This window comes from Rhodococcus sp. P4_E4, from assembly GCF_056401575.1.
This window is the reverse complement of record NZ_JBFUJB010000052.1, coordinates 2,501-5,366: the sequence shown is the minus strand read 5'-3', so window position 1 is coordinate 5,366 and position 2,866 is coordinate 2,501. Positions and strand designations below refer to the sequence as shown.

Annotated in this window: 1 rRNA gene (only partly in view); it reads right to left on the bottom strand. The window is 55.1% G+C overall.

Annotated features, from left to right (window positions below):
* Positions 1 to 48: 48 nt before the first annotated feature.
* Positions 49 to 2,866: ribosomal RNA gene (locus AC1DVN_RS30755) — 23S ribosomal RNA — on the bottom strand (it continues 154 nt past the right edge of the window).

Sequence of the window (2,866 nt, the reverse complement as noted above, 5' to 3'; positions counted from 1 at the left end):
GTATCTGTGTGTTGTTTCAGATACCGCACAGTGGACGCGTAGCTTCTTTGTGGTAAGTCCTCGGCCTATTAGTACCAGTCACCTGCATGCATTACTGCACTTCCAGTTCTGGCCTATCAACCCGGTGGTCTGCCGGGGGCCTTACCCCCTCGAGGGGGTGAGAAACCTCATCTTGGAACAGGCTTCCCGCTTAGATGCTTTCAGCGGTTATCCCTTCCGAACGTAGCTAACCAGCGGTGCTCCTGGCGGAACAACTGGCACACCAGAGGTTCGTCCGTCCCGGTCCTCTCGTACTAGGGACAGCCTTCCTCAAGTTTCTAACGCGCGCGGCGGATAGAGACCGAACTGTCTCACGACGTTCTAAACCCAGCTCGCGTGCCGCTTTAATGGGCGAACAGCCCAACCCTTGGGACCTACTCCAGCCCCAGGATGCGACGAGCCGACATCGAGGTGCCAAACCATCCCGTCGATATGGACTCTTGGGGAAGATCAGCCTGTTATCCCCGGGGTACCTTTTATCCGTTGAGCGACACCGCTTCCACTTGCCGGTGCCGGATCACTAGTCCCGACTTTCGTCCCTGCTCGACCTGTCAGTCTCACAGTCAAGCTCCCTTGTGCACTTGCACTCGACACCTGATTGCCAACCAGGCTGAGGGAACCTTTGGGCGCCTCCGTTACATTTTGGGAGGCAACCGCCCCAGTTAAACTACCCACCAGGCACTGTCCCTGAACCAGATCATGGTCCGAGGTTAGAGGTCCAATTCGATCAGAGTGGTATTTCAACAACGACTCCACGATAACTGGCGTCACCGTTTCACAGTCTCCCACCTATCCTACACAAACCGAACCGAACACCAATACCAAGCTGTAGTGAAGGTCCCGGGGTCTTTTCGTCCTGCCGCGCGTAACGAGCATCTTTACTCGTAATGCAATTTCGCCGAGTCTACGGTTGAGACAGCTGAGAAGTCGTTACGCCATTCGTGCAGGTCGGAACTTACCCGACAAGGAATTTCGCTACCTTAGGATGGTTATAGTTACCACCGCCGTTTACTGGGGCTTAAATTCTCAGCTTCGCTCCCGAAGGAACTAACCGGTCCTCTTAACCTTCCAGCACCGGGCAGGCGTCAGTCCGTATACATCGTCTTACGACTTCGCACGGACCTGTGTTTTTAGTAAACAGTCGCTTCTCACTGGTCTCTGCGGCCCCACCCAGCTCAGACAGTAAATGTCGTCACCAGACAGGGCCCCCCTTCTCCCGAAGTTACGGGGGCATTTTGCCGAGTTCCTTAACCATAGTTATCTCGATCGCCTTAGTATTCTCTACCTGACCACCTGTGTCGGTTTGGGGTACGGGCCGTGTGAAAGCTCGCTAGAGGCTTTTCTCGGCAGCATAGGATCACTGAATTCGCCTCAATCGGCTACGCATCACGTCTCAGGCTATGTGTGACCCGGATTTGCCTAGGTCACGCCCTACACGCTTACACCAGTATTACCACTGACTGGCTCAGCTACCTTCCTGCGTCACCCCATCGCTTGGCTACTACCAGATCAGGTCCCATGCATCCACCAACTCGAGACCCGAAGGTCTTCTCGTGGCTTCAGGATGGTTAGTATCACTGATTCACCATGGGCGCGTTCACACGGGTACGGGAATATCAACCCGTTGTCCATCGGCTACGCCTGTCGGCCTCGTCTTAGGTCCCGACTCACCCTGGGCGGATTAACCTGGCCCAGGAACCCTTGGTCATTCGGCGGACGAGTTTCTCACTCGTCTTTCGCTACTCATGCCTGCATTCTCACTCGTGTGGCCTCCACGGCTAGGTCACCCTGCCGCTTCCATGGCCACACGACGCTCCCCTACCCATCCACACACCTGCCAGAAAATCCTTGGATCAACTGGGGGCTATTGCGTGAATGCCGCAGCTTCGGTGGTGTACTTGAGCCCCGCTACATTGTCGGCGCAGGATCACTTGACCAGTGAGCTATTACGCACTCTTTCAAGGGTGGCTGCTTCTAAGCCAACCTCCTGGTTGTCTTCGCGACCCCACATCCTTTTCCACTTAGTACACGCTTAGGGACCTTAGCTGGCGATCTGGGCTGTTTCCCTCTCGACTACGAACCTTATCGCCCGCAGTCTCACTGCCGCGCTCTCACTCACCGGCATTCGGAGTTTGGCTGATTTCGGTAAGCTTGTGGGCCCCCTAGACCATCCAGTAGCTCTACCTCCGGTGAGAAACACGCGACGCTGCACCTAAATGCATTTCGGGGAGAACCAGCTATCACGGAGTTTGATTGGCCTTTCACCCCTACCCACAACTCATCCCCTCAGTTTTCAACCTAAGTGGGTTCGGTCCTCCACGACGTCTTACCGTCGCTTCAACCTGGCCATGGGTAGATCACTCCGCTTCGGGTCTAGAGCATGCCACTACGATCGCCCTATTCGGACTCGCTTTCGCTACGGCTACCCCACACGGGTTAACCTCGCGACATGCCACTAACTCGCAGGCTCATTCTTCAAAAGGCACGCCATCACCCCCAACAGTAAACTGTTCGAAGGCTCTGACGGATTGTAAGCGCACGGTTTCAGGTACTATTTCACTCCCCTCCCGGGGTACTTTTCACCTTTCCCTCACGGTACTAGTCCGCTATCGGTCACCAGGGAGTATTCAGGCTTATCGGGTGGTCCCGACAGATTCACACCAGATTTCACGGGCCCGGTGCTACTTGGGTTTCCATTACAACAGTCACAAAGTTTTCGTGTACGGGATTCTCACCCTCTACGACAGGCCGTTCCAGACCACTTCCACTAACCCTGTGATTTCTTACTGTTGGCCTGCTCGGCAGAACAGACAAAATGAACCCCACA